General features: G+C 50.2%; 17 protein-coding genes. 11 read left to right on the top strand and 6 right to left on the bottom strand.

The window, feature by feature from the left end:
• Window positions 1-379: 379 nt before the first annotated feature.
• The 3 genes from VV869_RS19420 to VV869_RS19410 form a co-directional block, all read right to left on the bottom strand.
• On the bottom strand, window positions 380-2464 hold the full coding sequence (locus VV869_RS19420) for an ATP-binding protein (RefSeq protein WP_337736579.1): 2085 nt from the start codon (window positions 2462-2464) through the stop codon (window positions 380-382).
• Window positions 2465-2466: 2 nt separating this feature from the next.
• Complete coding sequence (locus VV869_RS19415) at window positions 2467-3645, bottom strand: FIST signal transduction protein (RefSeq protein WP_337736578.1); 1179 nt, start codon at window positions 3643-3645, stop codon at window positions 2467-2469.
• 165 nt (window positions 3646-3810) lie between these two features.
• Complete coding sequence (locus VV869_RS19410; RefSeq protein ID WP_337736577.1) at window positions 3811-4254, bottom strand: hypothetical protein; 444 nt, start codon at window positions 4252-4254, stop codon at window positions 3811-3813.
• A 276-nt stretch (window positions 4255-4530) separates the two neighbouring features.
• On the opposite strand from VV869_RS19410, the gene ccoN reads away from it, so the two are divergent.
• From ccoN to uspE, 10 genes are all read left to right on the top strand, one after another.
• Window positions 4531-5958, top strand: coding sequence for a cytochrome-c oxidase, cbb3-type subunit I (gene ccoN, locus VV869_RS19405; RefSeq protein ID WP_337736576.1), 1428 nt, complete (start codon window positions 4531-4533; stop codon window positions 5956-5958).
• 11 nt (window positions 5959-5969) lie between these two features.
• Window positions 5970-6581, top strand: a complete 612-nt coding sequence (gene ccoO, locus VV869_RS19400; protein WP_337736575.1) for a cytochrome-c oxidase, cbb3-type subunit II — start codon at window positions 5970-5972, stop codon at window positions 6579-6581.
• A gap of 10 nt (window positions 6582-6591) precedes the next feature.
• Window positions 6592-6765: a cbb3-type cytochrome oxidase subunit 3 gene (locus VV869_RS19395; protein WP_255390458.1), complete on the top strand. Its 174-nt coding sequence runs from the start codon at window positions 6592-6594 to the stop codon at window positions 6763-6765.
• A gap of 5 nt (window positions 6766-6770) precedes the next feature.
• Complete coding sequence (gene ccoP, locus VV869_RS19390) at window positions 6771-7751, top strand: cytochrome-c oxidase, cbb3-type subunit III (RefSeq protein WP_337736574.1); 981 nt, start codon at window positions 6771-6773, stop codon at window positions 7749-7751.
• Between the two features lie 120 nt (window positions 7752-7871).
• Window positions 7872-8363, top strand: coding sequence for a FixH family protein (locus VV869_RS19385; RefSeq protein WP_337736573.1), 492 nt, complete (start codon window positions 7872-7874; stop codon window positions 8361-8363).
• Window positions 8360-10753, top strand: a complete 2394-nt coding sequence (locus tag VV869_RS19380; RefSeq protein WP_337736572.1) for a heavy metal translocating P-type ATPase — start codon at window positions 8360-8362, stop codon at window positions 10751-10753. Before VV869_RS19385 ends, VV869_RS19380 begins: the two co-directional genes overlap by 4 nt.
• Window positions 10746-10925, top strand: coding sequence for a cbb3-type cytochrome oxidase assembly protein CcoS (gene ccoS, locus VV869_RS19375; protein WP_337736571.1), 180 nt, complete (start codon window positions 10746-10748; stop codon window positions 10923-10925). Before VV869_RS19380 ends, ccoS begins: the two co-directional genes overlap by 8 nt.
• Window positions 10926-10930: 5 nt before the next feature.
• Window positions 10931-11620, top strand: coding sequence for a sulfite exporter TauE/SafE family protein (locus tag VV869_RS19370; RefSeq protein WP_337736570.1), 690 nt, complete (start codon window positions 10931-10933; stop codon window positions 11618-11620).
• A 75-nt stretch (window positions 11621-11695) separates the two neighbouring features.
• Window positions 11696-12445, top strand: coding sequence for an FNR family transcription factor (locus tag VV869_RS19365; protein ID WP_261602744.1), 750 nt, complete (start codon window positions 11696-11698; stop codon window positions 12443-12445).
• Window positions 12446-12665: 220 nt separating this feature from the next.
• Window positions 12666-13613, top strand: coding sequence for a universal stress protein UspE (gene uspE / locus VV869_RS19360; protein ID WP_337736569.1), 948 nt, complete (start codon window positions 12666-12668; stop codon window positions 13611-13613).
• 84 nt (window positions 13614-13697) lie between these two features.
• On the opposite strand, the gene VV869_RS19355 is transcribed toward uspE, so the two are convergent.
• Window positions 13698-14324, bottom strand: a complete 627-nt coding sequence (locus VV869_RS19355; protein ID WP_337736568.1) for a DJ-1/PfpI family protein — start codon at window positions 14322-14324, stop codon at window positions 13698-13700.
• A 278-nt stretch (window positions 14325-14602) separates the two neighbouring features.
• A complete protein-coding gene (gene ttcA, locus VV869_RS19350) occupies window positions 14603-15496 on the bottom strand; it encodes a tRNA 2-thiocytidine(32) synthetase TtcA (RefSeq protein WP_337736567.1) in 894 nt (297 codons plus the stop codon).
• A gap of 347 nt (window positions 15497-15843) precedes the next feature.
• Between ttcA and VV869_RS19345 the strand changes: the two genes are divergently transcribed.
• Window positions 15844-16785 carry a helix-turn-helix transcriptional regulator gene (locus VV869_RS19345; RefSeq protein WP_337736566.1) on the top strand — a complete coding sequence of 314 codons (942 nt, stop codon included), beginning with the start codon at window positions 15844-15846 and terminating at the stop codon, window positions 16783-16785.
• A 92-nt stretch (window positions 16786-16877) separates the two neighbouring features.
• Here VV869_RS19345 and VV869_RS19340 read toward each other — a convergent pair whose 3' ends face one another.
• The gene (locus tag VV869_RS19340; protein WP_337736564.1) at window positions 16878-18086 is read right to left on the bottom strand and encodes an MFS transporter; all 1209 of its coding nucleotides are present in this window, start codon (window positions 18084-18086) and stop codon (window positions 16878-16880) included.
• Between the last annotated feature and the right edge of the window lie 345 nt (window positions 18087-18431).

Genomic DNA, 18431 nt, shown 5'->3' with positions numbered 1-18431 from the left:
TCATCAGTCATGGTCAGCAACATCTCATTGACTCCAGATAACTCGCTAGAAAAGAGTGCTCTGAAGTTAGTTCAACATGACATTTCTAACTGGCTCAAACCTGACACTTCTAATTGGATCTTACAGATTCAGTGCGCATTATGTATATTATGTTAAATATGGTGTGCGGGAGAATGAAATCTGATGACTTTCCACATCCAATCCCACGTATTCTCGCCCCTCCGCTTTGAAGTGCGTTTGCCAAAACTGAGCTATTTAACAGTATTCGCTATTTACCATAAAATAGGTAATTAACACCTATTTTTAAACCCTGCTGCAAATGGTCAGTTTGCCTGGTGTTTCAAAATCAGGTGTTAATTACAAGCCAGTTCTCGACTGGCTATATGGTTTCAGTCTCCGACTGGTATTTTCGGAGCATGGCATCCAGCTCAGCTTTGTTGATTGGTTTTGCCAGGAACCCATCCATGCCGGCTTGCTGATACTGAACCTGATCGGAATGCATGGCATTGGCTGTGAGCGCGATGATGGGTAAATCGATCTTTTGCTTTCGTAGCTGCTTTGTCGCCTCGATGCCGTCCAGGACCGGCATTGAAATATCCATAAAGACTAAATCAAATTCTTCATGACGTTGCTCGAGTTTCTCTACGGCTTCCCGACCATGATTGGCGATTTCAACATGATGGCCACGCTTTTCCAGCATCATTCTGGCGACTAATTGATTGGTATGGCTATCTTCTGCCAACAAAATGTTGAGTGATTTCCCCGGCTCCGGCTGAACAACCGGCTGCGCCGCCACGGTACATTCAGCTTGCTGAATTATGGGGATATAAACTGTAAAACAGCTGCCTTCGTTCAGTTGGCTGTGTAAGGTAATTTTCCCGTTCATTTTTTCAATCAGATGCTGGCTGATTGCCAGGCCCAATCCGGTACCGCCATATTGCCGGGTGATACTACCGTCTGCTTGGATAAACGGATTGAACAAATTTTTTTGCGCTTCCTCTGCAATACCAATCCCCGTATCCGTCACGGCAATAACAATGTTCTGCTGTTGCCGCGTCACCTCAATGGAGACCCGGCCATGTTTGGTGAATTTAATTGCGTTACCGATCAGGTTAAACATCACTTGGGATATACGGTTCTTATCCCCGACGATGGTTCGTGGTAAATCCGGGGATAACTGCACCTGGAGATCGATTTTCTTTTTCACCGCCTGTTCACGAAGCTGATTCGCAACGAGGTTAACGCTATCCGCAATATCCATATTGATGTTAAACAACTCAAAACTTCCGGATTCAATGCGGGATAAGTCCAGAATGTCGTTAATAATAGTCAGCAAGAGTTGGGCCGACTGATCCATTTGATTGACTAAATAAGCTTGTTGGCTATCCAGACCGGAGTCTGCCAGTGTATCCATGAATCCGAGTACGGCGTTAAGCGGCGTTCGAATTTCATGACTCATCATAGCTAAGAACTGTGACTTAGCCTTATTGGCCGATTCCGCCTGTTCACGGGCTTCCTGAAGTTGGCGGATCCAGTTTTTTCTGTGGGTAATATCTTTCGCGGTTCCCCGGTAGCCGAGCAAGTTGCCTTGCTTGTCAAAATAAGGGGTTCCGCTGAGACTGATCCAACTCCCCCCTTCTCTCTCCGGCAATTGCCACTCGATCTCTTCAAACGATTTCTGTTGTTCGAATTTTGTTTTGAGGATCTTACTGACACTGCAGCGATCGCCAAAGGCTTCCAGCATATTGCCACTGTCAATCATATGGTTGGCGAGGTGTGGCGCTGATATATAGGTGAACTGGTAGTCTGTATCGATTTCCCAGAACCAGTCGCCGACGGTTTTCGCGAAATCTTTAAAGCGTTGCTGACTGTGGATCAATTCCTGTGTTCGGACCGAAACCAGAGACTGCAGTCGCTCTCTGTAATCGATATCGATAATGGCCCGCTCAAGTAAAGGCCGGAACCGGTCCAGAACCCGGCGGCTGCGGGGATCAAACTGCCCCCGTTCAGAATGCAGGAACAACATAATCGCATCACCGGAACTGACTTTGACGCCGGTCAGGAGCACAGAGCGGCAATGATGCAACATCATTGCCGGCAGGTTCTGGAATTCAGCAACATCCTTGGGTTCAAATAAGGCGATACTTTCCCCGTTGAGAGCCCGAATAAATGTGTTCCCCACCGGCCAGATGGACGACTCGAAAAAAGGACACGTTGTCACCAGCTCTTGTAGCGGAGTCGTTTCATCTTCTCTAGTCAGAACCAGGGCGTGTTCGAAACCTATATATTTTCGCAATACGGTCAGTAAGCTATTGAATACCTGACGTTTTGTGTTCGCGCCGGCCATAGCGGAAATGCCGGCCAGAATTGCAGCGTTTTCTTCTCTCAGCTGTTGTTCGCGCTCGTGGCTGCGCATCAGGTCAAGCAATGTTTCCTGCAATTTTTCTGAATCATAATTCGACATGCTTAATCCCTGTGAAATAAAACGGCTGAGATCATCAAGTTTCCATGCGCATTTTCGCCACCGACGAACTGGCCCTGCTCACCGAATGTAAACGGACTGATAAATGGCGCTTGATGCATGGCTTTATTCACGTATTGGGCAACTTCATCCATCCGATGCTGTACACGTCGCATGCAGCCTGCGCAGTAAATGGTGATCCCGCCGATCGGGTCAATTTTTCGATGGGCATTGTGAATATCAAATGCCGCGTCCACGACCCGGCCTGCCCGGGTAATTAACTGCTCTTCTGTCCCTTTCATAAAATAGAGGACATCACCTTCATCGATGGCGGCGAACAACTCAATTCCCCCTCTGGGGGTGACCCGAAGCGGGTGGGATAACTTGAAGTAAGGCAGGTCGTGCACCTGTCCGGCAATTCTCCCCAAAGGATTGAGGCTGCTTTCGGAGATAATGCTGTTCTCGCCCGAAAGGGTCTCTCCCATCCAGGCCTGGTAGGTTTCAATGGCCGGACGGTGATCAAGCTCAATCAGTTCGCGACCTTCTGTTTTGGTGGCGACTGCATGAAGGCCGGTGCTGGCGTAACCGGAGTGAAAGGAATAGCTGACATTGCAGGAGGGATACATCACGCACAGCCCGACACCTTCCTGGCTGCGCTGTTCGTGGGTAAACAGCTTCCAATGCCCGACAACATGATCGTCGGCGGCACTTCCGCCAATAATCGGAACAGAAATGCCGAGTTCATCTTCAATGCCCCGGATCACTTCTTCTTCATTCCCCGGACAGGCATGCAGAATGATCAGCGCAGGCAGCTCCCCTGGCCTGCCGCTGTTGGTAATTGCCCGGAGCAGTGCCTGACGTGCCATGTCGTAGGATGATTGCCGGGTCGAGACAATGGCGCTGCCAAATGCCCCGAAATAATCACTCATTGCCCATACCGCCAGGCCATTGCCGCCAAAGTAACCTTCATCGGTCATCACGCCTTGGCAGGAAGTACACCCGAGAATCTGGGCATCCGGAAAAGCAGCGACAAGCGCATGTTGGATCACGGCATCATCATATTGCTCGGTCAGGTAAACCAGCAACAGTTTTGGATTGGCAATCTTCTCTTTTATCTTACAAATGACATCATTGACCGCTTCATTTGTGCGAGGTATTGCAGAGTAACTGGTAGCAATGTCCATACATTTCTTATTTATTTATGTTGTGCTGCCACAATCATAGTCAGTATTCTCTGTTTTATCAGTAAATTGATATAATTATTATCAAATAAGTAACACTTTGGCTTCAGAATGCTTGTCAAAGTGATAAAAATCACAGTTTTCAATCCAGGAAAGAGCCAGGCTTGATTATTTTTTGACGACAAAATCGGCAATAACCTTTCGCTCTCCCACCTCGACTGTTACGGCCCATTTCATGGTGTTATGAACACATTCCGGCACCTGAAAACGCCCGACCCAACCTGATGCCTGCGGTTCAAAAACCACCGGGATTTTCCCCATAAACATATCTACGCCAGCCACCGTCGCAACAGGCTTTACATTTGCGTTACGAACATGCAGAAGAACCTCGGAATTAGCCTTGACCGGGAAGGGGGAAAGCGAGAGCCCCAGAGGGTCACCTTCACTTTTCGAGACACACGATTCTGCCGAAATTTGACACCGATCAGCATGATCTTCTAATACCTTAGTGTTTTCGTAGGTTACTGTTCTCCATACAAATGCTGTGATTAAAATTGTCATTAAGACTAAAATTTGAGCCAGTCTGGCTCGTGTCAATTTCTCGGCTGCCATTTTTATCGCGCTTCCCGTGTTACAGAGTTCAAAGTTTTCACATAAATGTTGCTTAACCGTAAAGCGAGTGTGGTCTTGACCCTGTCAATCACTTTGTATCTCAAGTATTATGTGCACCGAAAATGCCACTTTTACAACAAAATAGCAATTTAAATACCATGATGTTCAAAAAGGCAACATGGCGTCTGAATTGGGTTTTGGGTGGCATTGCGACAACTTGTTGTCCGCACAAGGAAAGAGAGTGTAGTTGAACAATTAAAATTGGAAGCATGCAACATGAGCCAAGTAAAGCAGCTTGAACAAAACTACAACTATACGGTCGTTCGTCAATTCACTTTAGCCACCATACTTTGGGGAATTGTCGGAATGGGCGTTGGTGTATTGATTGCCGCTCAACTGGTGTGGCCGGCGTTAAACTTCGACATACCTTGGTTGACATACAGCCGTCTGCGACCACTGCATACTAATGCGGTGATTTTCGCGTTCGGTACAAGTGCCCTGTTTGCTACGTCCTACTACGTAGTACAGCGTACATGTCAAGCAAGACTATTCGGTGGAAAATTAGCGTCGTTCACCTTCTGGGGCTGGCAAGCCGTTATCCTGTCTGCAGCAATCACGCTGCCGCTGGGTATGACCACGAGTAAGGAATACGCAGAGCTGGAATGGCCGATTGATATCGCCATTGCTGTGGTTTGGGTATCCTACGCAATTGTCTTCTTCGGGACGATGATTAAACGAAAAACCTCGCACATTTATGTTGCGAACTGGTTCTTCGGTGCCTTCATCCTGACGGTAGCAGTCCTGCACATCGTGAACAGCATGGCGATTCCTGTATCTATGACTAAATCGTACTCGATTTACTCTGGTGCAGTGGATGCCATGGTTCAATGGTGGTACGGACACAACGCAGTAGGCTTCCTGCTGACTGCGGGCTTCCTGGGAATGATGTACTACTTTGTACCTAAGCAAGCTGGACGTCCGGTTTACTCTTACCGTCTTTCTATCGTTCACTTCTGGGCACTGATTTCACTCTACATCTGGGCTGGTCCTCACCACCTTCACTATACTTCACTACCAGACTGGACTCAGTCGGTAGGTATGGTGATGTCACTGATCCTGTTCGCACCATCTTGGGGTGGTATGATCAACGGTATCATGACGCTATCCGGTGCATGGCACAAACTGCGTCACGATCCAATCTTGCGCTTCCTGGTTGTATCTCTGTCTTTCTACGGCATGTCGACCTTCGAAGGCCCGATGATGTCAATCAAGACAGTTAACGCCCTATCCCACTATACAGACTGGACCATTGGTCACGTACACTCTGGTGCGTTAGGCTGGGTTGCCATGGTTTCGATCGGTTCGGTATACCACCTGATCCCGAAACTGTTCGGTCAAGAGCGCATGTTCTCGGTCAAACTGATCAACGTTCACTTCTGGCTGGCCACCATCGGTACGGTACTGTACATCGTTGCGATGTGGATCTCCGGTGTGATGCAAGGTCTGATGTGGCGCGCGGTAAACACCGACGGTACATTGACCTACAGCTTCGTTGAGTCTCTGCAGGCTTCTTACCCATTCTACTTTGTTCGCTTCCTGGGTGGCGCTGTGTTCTTGTTCGGTATGCTTCTGATGGCCTACAACGCGTACAAGACTATTGCCGCGCCAAAAGAAAGCCTGAAAGCAACTGAGCAGCCAGCATAAGGAGTTCGACAATGGCTAATAATCGTCATGAAATTGTAGAAAAAAATGTCGGCCTTCTAGCGATTCTGATCATCATCGCCATCAGTTTTGGTGCGCTGGTAGAAATCACGCCGCTCCTGTATCAGGATCAAACGACTGAGCCGGTAGAAAACCTGCGCCCTTACACGGCGCTGGAAATGGAAGGCCGTGATATCTACATCCGTGAAGGTTGTAACGTGTGTCACAGCCAGATGGTTCGTCCGTTCCGTTCAGAAACAGAACGTTACGGTCATTACTCTGTTGCCGGTGAAAGTGTTTGGGAACATCCATTCCTGTGGGGTTCTAAGCGGACTGGTCCGGATCTGGCGCGTGTTGGCGGCCGTTACTCTGACGACTGGCACCGTGTTCACCTTCGTAATCCACGTGCTGTAGTTCCTGAGTCAAACATGCCAGGGTTCCCTTGGCTGGAAGAAAACGAGCTTGACGGCAAGTTAACTTCTAACAAACTAGCGCTGTTCCGCGACAACTTCGGTGTTCCTTACACTGATGAGCAAATCGCGAATGCTAGTGACGATGTGAAAGGCAAGACTGAAATGGATGCACTGATTGCTTACCTTCAGTCTCTCGGTCACGCAATGAAGTAAGGGGGCCACAATGGATATTGGAACCATTCATAGCATTTGGACAGTGATTCTGTTCGCAAGCTTTATTGGTATCGTCCTTTGGGCTTACAGTAAACGCCAAAAATCCCGCTTCGATGAAGCAGCTAACCTTGTGTTTGCAGATGAAGAGCAAGATTTGGCAACGCGTGAGAAAGACAGGAGCTAGGAAGCATGACTACATTCTGGAGTCTATGGATTACAATCATCACGCTCGGCACCATTTTCGGTATTGCCACCATTCTTGTTTGGTGTAGCAAAGACAAAATGGGTGTTGAGGAAGGTGAAGATATGGGCCACGAATACGATGGTATTCGTGAAATCAACAACCCTCTGCCAAAGTGGTGGTCCTACATGTTCTGGGGCACCATTATCTTCGGTCTGGTATACCTGGCGCTGTACCCTGGCCTGGGTAACTTTAAAGGCCTGTTAGGCTGGCAAAGTTCTAACCAGACTGTGCGTAGCGTGGAAGAGTCTAGACTCGCCATTGCCAATGCACAGAAAGATCAACGCCTGGATCAGTACGCACGTGAACTGGATGACGCACAAGCGTCTTTCGGTGAAACGTTCAAGACCCTGGCCTATGATGCATCTGGTCATGCACTACGTCCTATCACTGAAATCGCTGGCGATTCTGACGCGATTAAAGTGGGTCAGCGTCTGTTCATCCAAAACTGTGCGCAATGTCACGGTTCAGATGCGCGTGGTCAGCTAGGTTACCCGAACCTGACCGACAACGCCTGGCTGTATGGTGGTGAAGCGGAAACGATCAAAACCACAATCATGCAAGGTCGTCACGGTGTCATGCCGGCTTGGATCGATACCCTGGGCGAAGACGGTGTCCGCGATGTAACCACCTATGTACTGGGCTTGTCTGGTCGTAGCGTAAACGCCAAAGATGCCGCAGCTGGTCAACAACGTTTCGTTGTCTGTGCAGCGTGTCACGGTACCGATGGTAAAGGGAACCCGGCTTTCGGTGCACCTGACCTGACGGACCAGACTTGGCTATACGGCGGCTCTCGCCGTGCAGTTGAAGCGACGATTACCCACGGTCGTCAAGGCGTGATGCCGGCTTGGAAAGACGTGCTGGGTGAAGAGAAAGTTCAGCTGATCTCTGCCTACGTCTGGAGCCTGAGCAACGAAACCAGCAAGTAATTGGATGGTTTAAAATCAGTTACATATTATCTAATAAATTAGTAATAAAAACTGAGACTTAATACATAGCCCCTGTTACATTCAGGGGCTCTTTTCATCAAAGCGTCAAAGGTAATCACTATGCGTAAACCATGGTATAAGCATTTCTGGCCTTGGTTCGTTTTCTCTATCCCTGCCATTTCCATTATCTACAGCCTGACCGCTGTCTATATCTTTTCTCAAAACCAGGTAGATCTCGTCGCAGAAGATTATTACAAGAAAGGAAAAGCTATTAACCTTGACCTTTCGCGTTTGCGCGTCGCCGATGCACTGCAACTGAAAGCGTCGGTGAGTGTCGCCGAGTCAGACATCGTCGTGAATTTCAACAAAGGTGAGCTGAAAAGCAACCCGAACCTGCGGGTGACTTTTACCCACAGAACCCTAGCCAATAAAGACTTTACCCAAATGGTCAGCCCCGATTTGAAAGGTGCTTATCGTTTCAGCGCACCAGAGCCGCTGCAAGGCCCTTGGTTTGTTGAGCTGGAACCATTTGATGGTGACTGGATGCTGCAAGGGCGCATTACCCTGCCATCATCTGGCCCGACTTCGCTGTACGGGCAGGATAAGGAATGAGCAAAGATTGTTACCACTGTGGTGACCCGGTCCCGGCGGGTTACCATCAGCAAGTTCAGATTCTGGGTGAGCAGCGCGATATGTGTTGTCCGGGCTGTGAAGCCGTGGCTCAAACCATTGTCGACAGCGGTCTGACATCGTATTACGAATATCGCACCGCGCCAGCCGAAAAGGCCGACCTGGTTCCGCAACAATTGCAATCCCTGTTGCTCTATGATCATGAAGAAGTCCAACAGGAATTTGTCCGCAGCGTTGAGAACAGTAAGGAAGTTTCCCTCTCGCTCGATGGTGTTTCCTGTGCCGCTTGTGCCTGGCTCATTGAAAAGCAACTCAACCGAGAGCCCGGCGTCATCTCAATTCGTGTCAACACCACCACGCACCGCGCCCTGCTGGTCTGGGATCCGGCCCAAACCAAACTCAGTCATTTACTCGGCATCATTCATCAGCTGGGTTACAAAGCCGCCCCATTTGAAGCCGACGCACAAGAGCAGCAATATCACCGCACCATGAAAGGCTATCTCTATCGGTTGGGGATCGCCGGGATTGCCACTATGCAGGTCATGATGCTGGCCGTAGCGCTATATTTTGAAATCTTCGGGGATTTAGATCCTGAGTTCAAAAGTTACCTGCGTTGGGTCAGCCTGATCTTCGCCACGCCGGTATTGCTCTACTCTGCCCTGCCGTTTTACCTCAATGCCTGGCGAAATCTCAAAGCTCGCACACTGGGCATGGATGTTCCGGTGTCGATTGCCTTGCTGTTTGCCTTTGTCGCCAGCCTGTATGCAACCGTGATGGAAAAAGGCGAAGTCTTTTTTGAATCCATTTCGATGTTTACCTTCTTCCTGCTGTTGGGTCGCTTCCTCGAAATGCGTGCCCGGCGTCAGGCCGCTGCAGCCAGCGCCAACCTCCTCAAACTGGTGCCGGCGATGGCGACCCTGGAAGACGGACGACAGGTCGCCGCCAAGACCTTGAAAGTCGACGATATCGTTCTTGTCCTGCCAGGTGAGAACCTGCCGGCTGACGGGGAAATCCAGCAAGGTGAAACGGCCATCGACGAGTCGATGCTGACTGGTGAGCCAATGCCGGTCCCTCGCGCCGCAGGGGATCAGGTCTTTGCCGGGACCATCAACGGTGATGGCAATATCACTCTTAAAGTGACCCAGGATCGGCAGAACTCGCTGATCTCTAACATCGTACGGTTGCAAGATGAAGCGCAATCCACCAAGCCGAAAGTGGCGGAGATCGCCGATGTCGTCGCTCGTTATTTCGTAGCTGCCATTTTGATCATTTCAGCGGGTACCTGGTTGTACTGGATGCAGCACCGCCCTGAAGATGCATTGTGGATCACTCTCTCTGTTCTGGTGGCAACCTGCCCTTGTGCGCTATCTCTGGCGACGCCAACCGCACTGACTTGCTCAACGTCAAGCTTAGGCCGGTTGGGTATCCTTTTACGCCGCGGGCACGTGCTGGAAACCCTGTGTAAAGTAAATCAGTTGGTGATTGATAAAACCGGCACCCTGACGGAAGGAAACATCCGGCTGGTTAAGACCAAGTTGCTGGGCAATGTTTCAGAGCAAGATGCCCTGACTTATGCCGCTGAACTGGAGCGATTCGCCAACCACCCGATCGCGAGAGCGTTCCGCGAACATCGTTCAGCAGCGCTGAAATTCGATCGTGTGGAGAATATCATTGGCTCAGGATTGAAGGGCTGGATCGGAAATGATGAATGGCGTATCGGCCAGGCCGCTTTCACGCTGGACAGACATCCGGACAAGGAGCACCTGCTGATGCAATGTGACAATCGCTACCAAGTCTGGCTGACCTGTAATGCGCAGCCGATCGCGGCCTTTAAGCTGGACGATCCGATCCGCCAGGACAGCAAGGAGCTCATCGCCCAATTCCAGTCGGCGGGGATCAAAGTGACCATGCTGACCGGTGACCACTCAGCCAATGCCCAGGCCGTCGCGGACAAACTCGGGATTGATACGCTGGTTGCCGGTGTGAGCCCTGAAGGAAAACTCGCCTACCTGCGTAGCCTGAATCAAGATCAGGTTGCCCTGATGATCGGCGACGGTGTGAATGACGCCCCGGTTCTGGCTGGCGCCCACCTCTCCGTTGCCATGGGCGGCGGCACGGATGTTGCTAAATCCTCGGCTGATATGGTATTGCTGGGCGACAAACTGTCACGAATTCTACCTGCTCGTCAGCTTGCGCTCAAAACCCGTAAGATTATCCGGGAAAATCTGGCTTGGGCACTGGGATATAACCTAGTGATCCTGCCGCTGGCCGTTGCCGGTTACGTTGCCCCCTACATTGCCGTAGTGGGCATGTCAGCCAGCTCAATCATTGTTGTCTCTAACTCTTTAAGGTTGTTGAAAGAAAATGGCTAGTCTTTATCTGTTGATACCTATCGCGATCATTTTTGTCTGTATTGCTGTCGGCATTTTTCTGTGGGCCGTCAGAAGTGAGCAATTTGAAGATCTGGAACGCCGTGGTTACGACATCCTGTTTGACGAGGGTGAAAACGAAAACACGGACAAGCCAGCCAAAAAACGCGATTAACCAACATGGACGCAGCTATCTCAACTGATTTTATCGCCGCCTTTGTGATTGGCCTGATGGGGGCCGGGCATTGCCTGGGGATGTGTGGCGGGGTCGCTGCCGCCCTCACGCTCGGCATTCCCGGCCAACAAGATACACGCCGCTGGCCGTATCTGCTCTGCTACAACGCCGGTCGGCTGATTTCCTATGCAATTGCCGGTGCCATCATCGGGGGAGCGTTTGCCGGCATGGCTGCCCTCAGCGGTCATGCCACTGCTCTAGTCTCGCTGCGGTTACTGGCTGCGGTTATGATGATCCTGCTGGCGTTGTATCTGGGCCAGTGGTGGCAGGCAATCACCCATCTGGAGCGCCTCGGGCAATATCTGTGGCGGCTGATTTCGCCTCAGGCTAAGTCCCTGCTGCCGCTCAAGTCCCCAGCCGCCGCGTTACCGTTTGGCCTGCTCTGGGGCTGGCTGCCGTGCGGATTGGTCTACTCAACCTTAAGCTGGGCTGCTGTTTCCGGGAGTGCGTCTTCCGGCGCTGCGGTCATGCTGGCTTTCGGCATGGGGACCTTACCGACCATGATTGCCGTGGGCTCGCTGGCCCAGCAGCTCCAACAGTTTTTAAAGAATCTATATTTCAAGCGGGCCAGTGCCTTGATGCTCCTCTTGTACGGGGTCCATACTGGTTATATCGCAATCAAACAAATTTTGTAGGGTTTTATATTTCTCGTCACATCAATTCATATTGTGTTAAAATATTGACCTACGTCAACACGGTTAGACAGGCTTATGATTTCGGACAAACTTCCAACCAAACGTGTCCAGTCCGGTGGATGTGCTATTCATTGCCAGGACTGTAGTATCAGTCAGTTGTGTATTCCATTTACGCTGAACGAATCTGAGCTTGATCAATTGGATCAGATCATCGAGCGTAAAAAGCCGATCCAAAAAGGACAAGAGCTTTTTAAGGCTGGCGATGAGCTGAAATCGCTCTACGCGATCCGCTCCGGGACAATTAAGAGCTATACCATCACCGAGCAAGGGGATGAGCAAATCACCGCCTTCCATCTGGCCGGGGATTTGGTTGGTTTTGATGCCATTAATGAAATGATGCATCCGAGCTTTGCCCAGTCTCTGGAAACCTCGATGGTTTGTGAGATCCCATTTGAAATCCTGGATGACTTATCCGGTCGCATGCCGAAGCTGCGCAAGCAGATTATGCGTCTGATGAGTAACGAGATTAAAGGCGATCAGGAAATGATCCTGTTGCTGTCGAAAAAGAATGCCGAAGAACGTCTGGCAGCCTTCCTATATAATCTCTCCCTGCGTTTCTCTCAGCGTGGCTTCTCACCCCGTGAGTTCCGCCTGACTATGACGCGTGGCGATATCGGTAACTACCTGGGCCTGACCGTCGAGACCATTAGCCGTCTGCTGGGTCGCTTCCAGAAATCAGGCATGCTGAGCGTCAAAGGCAAGTACATTACGATTCTGGATCACGAAGAACTGTCCCGCTTGGCCGGCGTGAGTAACAACAACTGATCCACTGAATTCCGGTTCAATAAGAAAGTGATACGAGCTTGCGCCGTATCACTTTTTTTATTTTCTAAACTCCCCATTACTGCTGCGATACGTTACAGTTAATGAAGCCATTCTGATTTATCTATTTGCTTTCAAGGGTATTCAGGCAACTAGGTAGTATTCCTTTCAAGGGGATCTGAGACTGGTTTTGATGCCAACACTGTTGTGTAAGGGGGCAATTATGACCAAGTACAATAATATTCTTGTTGTGGCTGATCCGGAGCAGGATCACCAACCAGCCTTATCTCGCGCCGTCGATCTTGCGAAACGCTCGCCGGACGTCACCATCACTCTATTCCTTGCCATCTACGATTTCTCGTACGAAATGACTTCCATGCTATCGTCTGATGAACGCCAAGCCATGCGCCGGGGCGTCGTTATGCAGCGTGAAGAGTGGTTGAAAGATATTATTCAGCCCTTTAAAGAGAAAGGATTTCATATCGATTTGAGCGTGGTATGGCATAACCGTCCATATGAAGCCATCATTGCGGAAGTGTTCAGTAAAAATCATGATCTGCTAATCAAAGCGACCCATGATCATGACAAAATTGGTTCGGTCATTTTCACCCCGACCGACTGGCACCTTCTGCGCAAGTGCCCCTGCCCGGTGTTGATGGTGAAAGAGCATAGCTGGCCGGAAAACGGAAAAATCATCGCCAGTGTGAACTTGGCAGCGGACAGCGAAACCCACGATAAGCTCAACGATGCCATTGTGGCAGAGGCATTGGCGATGGCGGATATCCTGGATGCAGAGGTACATCTGGTCAATGCCTACCCGGCAACGCCGGTCAATATTACCATTGAGCTGCCGGAGTTTGACCCAGCGTCATACTCCGATGCCGTCCGGGGCCACCACCTGACTTCCATGAAAGCCTTGCGCCATAAACACGGCTTGCCGGAAGAGCAAACCCATGTGGTGGAAGGTTTACCGGAAGACGTGATTCCCAGCGTGGCCAAAGAGCTGGATGCCGAGCTGGTGATCCTGGGGACGACCGGGCGAACCGGGTTGTCTGCGGTCTTCATTGGCAATACCGCTGAACATACCATTGATCGCCTGAACTGTGATTTACTGGCACTGAAACCGGAAGGTTATGTCAGTCCGCTCAGCCCGCATCCGGAACAAGATTAAACGCCTTGAAGTTGATCGCCGGAAAGCAAACAGCCTCCATTCGGAGGCTGTTTTACAAGTGAGCGGATCTCGATGGCAGAGCCTTTAAATCTCGATGCGACGTTCGTTATGATCCGGGAAAGGATATTCCATATGCTTCGCAGTGGCGCGTGCAACCGGCTCACCACAGTAACGTGACACAACTTTCAACGCCATATCGATACCGGCTGAGATGCCCGCTGAAGTCAGCAAATCACCGTCTTCGACCACGTGTTGTGTTTTCAGCACCGTTGTGTGCGGAAACAGCTCCTGCATCCAGTCCAGTGAGCGCCAGTGGGTCGTGACCTGTTTCCCTTCCAGCAATCCGGCCTTGCCCAGTACCAGTGCGCCGGTACAAACGGATGTCAGCAGCTCCAGCGTCGGGACCCTCTCTCTTAACCAGGTCAAAAGCTGCGGGTTCTCCATTTGCGGCCGGGTTCCCCATCCGCCCGGGACGACTAACACATCCAGTGCCGGACAATCATGAAAATCGTGATCCGGCAGCACCCGCATCCCGCCCGTGGTGACAACCGGCGCATGCTGTTCTGCTATCAGAACAACATCAAAAGGTGATTCCGACTCCCGGCGATTATCCTCACTCAGCCGTGTGGTCGAAAAAACTTCAAAAGGCCCGCAATAATCGAGCACCTCCACATCATCAAAAATCAAAATCCCAACTTTTTTTCTGTCCATTTGTTTTCCTTCACAAGATGCTCGTCTAGTGCGAGCCCAAAATACTCCTTGAAAAGTCATACAATACTAAATGCACACAAATAGCAACCCTGTTGCACATTATTCGGTCCAGTGAATCCCACTAAAAAGAATAGCTGCAATCGTCGGGAATCAAGTTCAGGATTTGGCAGAGGAGCCTAAGGCCAATGAAAGGCAATGAGGGAATAAAGCGGGTGTTTAACGCGTCGGATGGAAAGACGGTCAGGAAGACGATGGCTCGCCTTCCTGACCCTTCAGGATTAAATGTTAGTCACATCAATGAACATAGACTCGTCGATATTGGTCGATGACACAACCGCTTCAGTGAAAGCATACTCTTCCCGATCGCCGTCTCGATCCAACGGAAGATTAACGAAGTCAAACAGCTCTTTGTCGGCTAATTGACTCGGGCTGACATTCTGAAGTGACTTGAAAATGCTCTCAACACGGCCTGGTGTTTTCTTGTCCCATTCAACCAGCATCGCTTTGATTGCCTGGCGTTGCAGGTTTTCCTGAGAACCACACAGGTTACAAGGAATGATCGGGAACTCTTTATGCTCCGCATACTTGATCAGATCTTTTTCACGACAGTATGTCAGCGGGCGAATCACCACGTTCCGGCCATCATCAGAGCGCAGCTTCGGCGGCATTGCCTTCATCCGCGAGCCGTGGAACATGTTCAAAAACAGGGTTTCGACGATATCATCCAGGTGGTGACCCAACGCAATTTTGGTCGCACCAATCTTCTCAGCAAAAGAATACAGCGTGCCGCGACGCAAGCGTGAACACAGGCCGCAAGTTGTTTTTCCTTCCGGCACCTTCTCTTTGACAACCGAGTAAGTATCTTTGTCGACGATGTAGTATGGAATATCCAGGCTTTCAAAATAATCAGGCAAAATATGCTCAGGAAAACCAGGCTGTTTTTGATCCAAGTTCACCGCTACAACATCAAACTTAATCGGTGCGGCTTTTTGTAGATTCAATAAGATATCTAACATCGCAAATGAATCTTTACCGCCACTGATACAGGCCATCACCACATCATTTTCTTCGATCATGTTGTAGTCAATGATGGCATTGCCAACATTTCTCCGCAGGCGTTTCTGGAGCTTGTTGAATTCAAGTGTATCTTTTCTTGTATCTTTCTGATTCATTGCGACTTCTCACACTGTCGATTGGGTCGACTGTAGATTTCCTGACTGGATTCTTGATAGGGCGTGGATTATACGGACTTTTCTTGCAGGTTGAAATATTTTACGACTCCGGTATCACCGCGCTGCCCATCCAGATTGCATATGAACTGACCTCTTTCACGTCCTCTATCTCAGGCTTTGCTACTTTAACGCTTCAGCATTGAATGTGAACCAAGGTTTATATATAGTTTTCAAGTGAGAATGAATATCACTTAATTTAAATGGGCATGGTGTTACGAATGGATCAAACCTTCGGGCTGAGTCGGCCGAGCATCGGGGCATCTGCGACTGTGCCTGCGCTTATGTCGGTGCAACAGATCACCCCCCAAATGCATGCTGCCGGTGATGCCGGCTCTATGTGTTGGTATAACCTTCAGCTCCCTGACCCAAAGGGGAGCAATCATTTCCGGTGTTTCAGGCTTGCTGAAGATATTTGCTTTACCAAAAGCACATACCAGAGTGAAACCCCATTACTGTCCGAAATTGACTATCCGGTCGAGACAACCCTTCTGGTATTCGGCCTCACGGGTGAAAGCCGATTAGGGTTTTGCGAAAACTCACTCAACGCCATCAAACCGGGTGATATTTGGTTATTTAACCTCAAAGGCAGAACTTTTTATCGCTACAGCAGCGCCAACACCCGTCATGAAATGGCCGTACTCAAAATACCCACAAACCGCCTGAAACGCGCCTATTCCAGTCAGGATCGTCTGTTCGATGCCATTTTTACCAAGGATCATGCTCAAGTTGCGGTCCGACAAGACAATCACAGCTGGATTGCTCCATTGATCGATAACCCGCTCCATAATCCGTTTGATCGCATGAAAGCTGAAGGCAGAGCACTGGAGCTATTAGCCCACTGGCTGATTCCCCTCGCCCAATCCGTACACCTGACGCAAAGCAAAGCCCCCACCTATAGGAATCCTGTTGAGCGCGCCAGGCAGATCCTCATCACTGCCATAGCCAACCCGCCCACACTCGATGCCCTGGCCCGAGACGTCGGCATGAGCCACACCCGGCTCAACAGAAACTTCAAAAAGACATACGGCAAAACGGTTTTCAGCTGGCTCAGAGCCTATCGATTAGAACTCGCGAAATCTTACCTGAGCGATGTCGCACACAGCATTACAGAGGTTGCCCATTTGTGTGGCTTCAGCAGTGCGAGCCACTTCACGCAGGCTTTCAGGCAGCAGGAAGGCCTGACGCCGATTGACTATCGTTCACAACAGATGAAACATCACCATGATTAGAAAACCAAGTCATTTGAAAACTTTAATGCCGTTAATGGTACTACTGATCGGCAATACGATTGCCCACAGCATCTTTATGATAAGTATCCCGATTAATCCCGCATTGTCATAGTCCGCAAACATGTCGCTGACCCCAAACAAATCCCCATAAAAAGCAACAACAGCCCGAGCCCTGCATGAAAGATTTCTGTCAGACGCGTCGCCATCTGAAACAAGAGGGAGCCGGAGGCCAAGCCGCCAAAGAACGCCGCTGAAACACGTCCCGAAGCCGTGGCAATATCACCAAAGGCCGGATATTTAATCACCATCGCCATCGCGACAGCATTGCTGGCGACCAAAGTGCTGCCAATGCCAACCACACTGACATGAATCAGCCAAGGTAATTCATGTGTGGCACTAAACGCACATAACAGCGCCAACCCGGCAACAGGATACAGGATCAGCAACAAATCAGATTCGTGACGCAGTCTGCTTGCCAGCGGAGTCAGGATCAAGCGGGACACAATTCCCATCCCGCCAAATAAAGTGATCAGGGATGCCGCTTGTTGCGTATTCATCCCAATCTGGGCTGCAACCATCGGGATTTGAGTAATAAATGCAGCCAGCGTGATGCCGACGCCCGCCTGCATCACCATCAACAATGTCACAAGTCGTTTGTCTCCTTGACCCCGAGCAGAAACGCGCTGTACTGGTACTTTCTCTTGCCAGTTTTTCCCGGCCGCTAAGCCGGCCATCCCAAAGCAAAGCGGAATCATCAATGCAAACGCCGCCCGCCAGCCCCATTCAATGGCCGCCAAAGACAGCACAGAGCCGGCCGCCAGAGCTGATAGCTGTACGCCGGACTGCTTTACCCCGACCATCAACGCTTTCCGAGAGGCCGGAACCAGCGCCGCAATCGCCTGATTCGTGACCGGGTTGGTAAGAGCCTGGGCAATACCGCAGACCGCAATGGCCAAAGCCATTCCCAGCCAGTGTTCCACCCAAATGAGTGCCGTAAACGACACGCCGGTCAGAACAAATAAAGACACCATTGCCCTGCGAATTCCCCATTGCTTCACCCAACGTCCGGCATTGAGCGAGAGCATAGCGGCCACACCAAAAGCAGACAGCGTAAACGTGCCAAGTATTGTCGGGTTGATATAGGTTTCTGCCAGCATCAGCGGCGCCAGCGCACCATTGGCATAAAGTACAAGCATCGGCAGGGCCATCGCCATGAGCAGGATCAGCAGCAGGGCCAGATCGATTTTCTGTTCGGCGACGGGGGTTTGTGGGTTGCATGATGGTTCACGTAATTCGTTCACTCTTTTCTCTCCTCAGTGGAATTCACTCTCTGTATGTCGTTGTAATTACAGCAGCCTACAAAGCTTTACCGACATTAATAGAGAAAAAAGGCAGCAAAAAATATCAAACGCCGAGCAATTTTCTATCAACTCGCGAACGGGTATTGTTAGTAGAAACAAAAAACGCTCCCAATAGGGAGCGCTTCATTGATTCAACATGGAACTTAGTGTTAGCTAAATAAGCCGACGAAAAACAAATGAATTGTATCCCAAAGCCGACTAAAGAAACCGCCCTCGGAAACACTCTCTAATGCCACCAACGGGGCTTGCGCCACGGTTTCGCCATCCACCTGGTAGAGAATTTGA

This window comes from Photobacterium sp. MCCC 1A19761 (genome assembly GCF_037389125.1).
In the GTDB taxonomy this organism is placed as follows: domain Bacteria; phylum Pseudomonadota; class Gammaproteobacteria; order Enterobacterales; family Vibrionaceae; genus Photobacterium.
The sequence above is the reverse complement of the archived record's forward strand: the minus strand, read 5'-3'. Positions and strand labels throughout refer to the sequence as shown.

What these genes read in the sequence shown, in the direction of transcription:
- VV869_RS19355 (WP_337736568.1), bottom strand. Translation starts at nt 14,324, where the DNA reads ATGGACAGAAAAAAAGTTGGGATTTTGATTTTTGATGATGTGGAGGTG.
- VV869_RS19410 (WP_337736577.1), bottom strand. Translation starts at nt 4,254, where the DNA reads ATGGCAGCCGAGAAATTGACACGAGCCAGACTGGCTCAAATTTTAGTC.
- ccoO (WP_337736575.1), top strand. Translation starts at nt 5,970, where the DNA reads ATGGCTAATAATCGTCATGAAATTGTAGAAAAAAATGTCGGCCTTCTA.
- ccoS (WP_337736571.1), top strand. Translation starts at nt 10,746, where the DNA reads ATGGCTAGTCTTTATCTGTTGATACCTATCGCGATCATTTTTGTCTGT.
- VV869_RS19370 (WP_337736570.1), top strand. Translation starts at nt 10,931, where the DNA reads ATGGACGCAGCTATCTCAACTGATTTTATCGCCGCCTTTGTGATTGGC.
- VV869_RS19415 (WP_337736578.1), bottom strand. Translation starts at nt 3,645, where the DNA reads ATGGACATTGCTACCAGTTACTCTGCAATACCTCGCACAAATGAAGCG.
- VV869_RS19385 (WP_337736573.1), top strand. Translation starts at nt 7,872, where the DNA reads ATGCGTAAACCATGGTATAAGCATTTCTGGCCTTGGTTCGTTTTCTCT.
- ttcA (WP_337736567.1), bottom strand. Translation starts at nt 15,496, where the DNA reads ATGAATCAGAAAGATACAAGAAAAGATACACTTGAATTCAACAAGCTC.
- ccoP (WP_337736574.1), top strand. Translation starts at nt 6,771, where the DNA reads ATGACTACATTCTGGAGTCTATGGATTACAATCATCACGCTCGGCACC.
- VV869_RS19380 (WP_337736572.1), top strand. Translation starts at nt 8,360, where the DNA reads ATGAGCAAAGATTGTTACCACTGTGGTGACCCGGTCCCGGCGGGTTAC.
- VV869_RS19395 (WP_255390458.1), top strand. Translation starts at nt 6,592, where the DNA reads ATGGATATTGGAACCATTCATAGCATTTGGACAGTGATTCTGTTCGCA.
- uspE (WP_337736569.1), top strand. Translation starts at nt 12,666, where the DNA reads ATGACCAAGTACAATAATATTCTTGTTGTGGCTGATCCGGAGCAGGAT.
- ccoN (WP_337736576.1), top strand. Translation starts at nt 4,531, where the DNA reads ATGAGCCAAGTAAAGCAGCTTGAACAAAACTACAACTATACGGTCGTT.
- VV869_RS19420 (WP_337736579.1), bottom strand. Translation starts at nt 2,464, where the DNA reads ATGTCGAATTATGATTCAGAAAAATTGCAGGAAACATTGCTTGACCTG.
- VV869_RS19365 (WP_261602744.1), top strand. Translation starts at nt 11,696, where the DNA reads ATGATTTCGGACAAACTTCCAACCAAACGTGTCCAGTCCGGTGGATGT.